Origin of the sequence: Secundilactobacillus angelensis (assembly GCF_012641075.1) — a bacterium.
Lineage (GTDB): Bacteria > Bacillota > Bacilli > Lactobacillales > Lactobacillaceae > Secundilactobacillus > Secundilactobacillus angelensis.
Map to the genome: position 1 here is coordinate 1 of NZ_JAAXLJ010000086.1, position 370 is coordinate 370.

1 protein-coding gene is annotated in these 370 nt (G+C 52.7%); it reads right to left on the minus strand.

The window, feature by feature from the left end; translation table 11 throughout:
- The coding region (locus HC026_RS12465) for a mucin-binding protein (protein WP_408641011.1) at positions 1 to 370 on the minus strand (370 nt) is incomplete at both ends.

The window sequence follows — 370 nt, forward strand, 5'->3', positions numbered from 1 at the left end:
AAGCTTTTTGAGCCACCGTCGGTGTATCAGCAGTATACCCTGGAATCGTTGGTGCTGTTTGGGCATCGTAGGCATCCTGCGCTGTCGCTACACTGGCACCAGTAACTTCATCCGTTGAGACATTCCACTTCATGGTCTGCGTCTGCGTTTCTGGTACTTGACCCGGATAGTTTGGATCATCCACTTTGTAAGTGATCGTCCGCGTCGTCGTTGTGGTGCTGTGGTCAACCGCATGATCCAAATGGATCTTAACGGTTTGATCCGTACCAGTCGTAAACTGGTACGTGCCGCTGGCCGCTTGCCCTTTAGCTAAGACATACTTAGCAGGCACATTATCCGCCGTCCAGGCGGCACTGCCGAAAGTCTGACC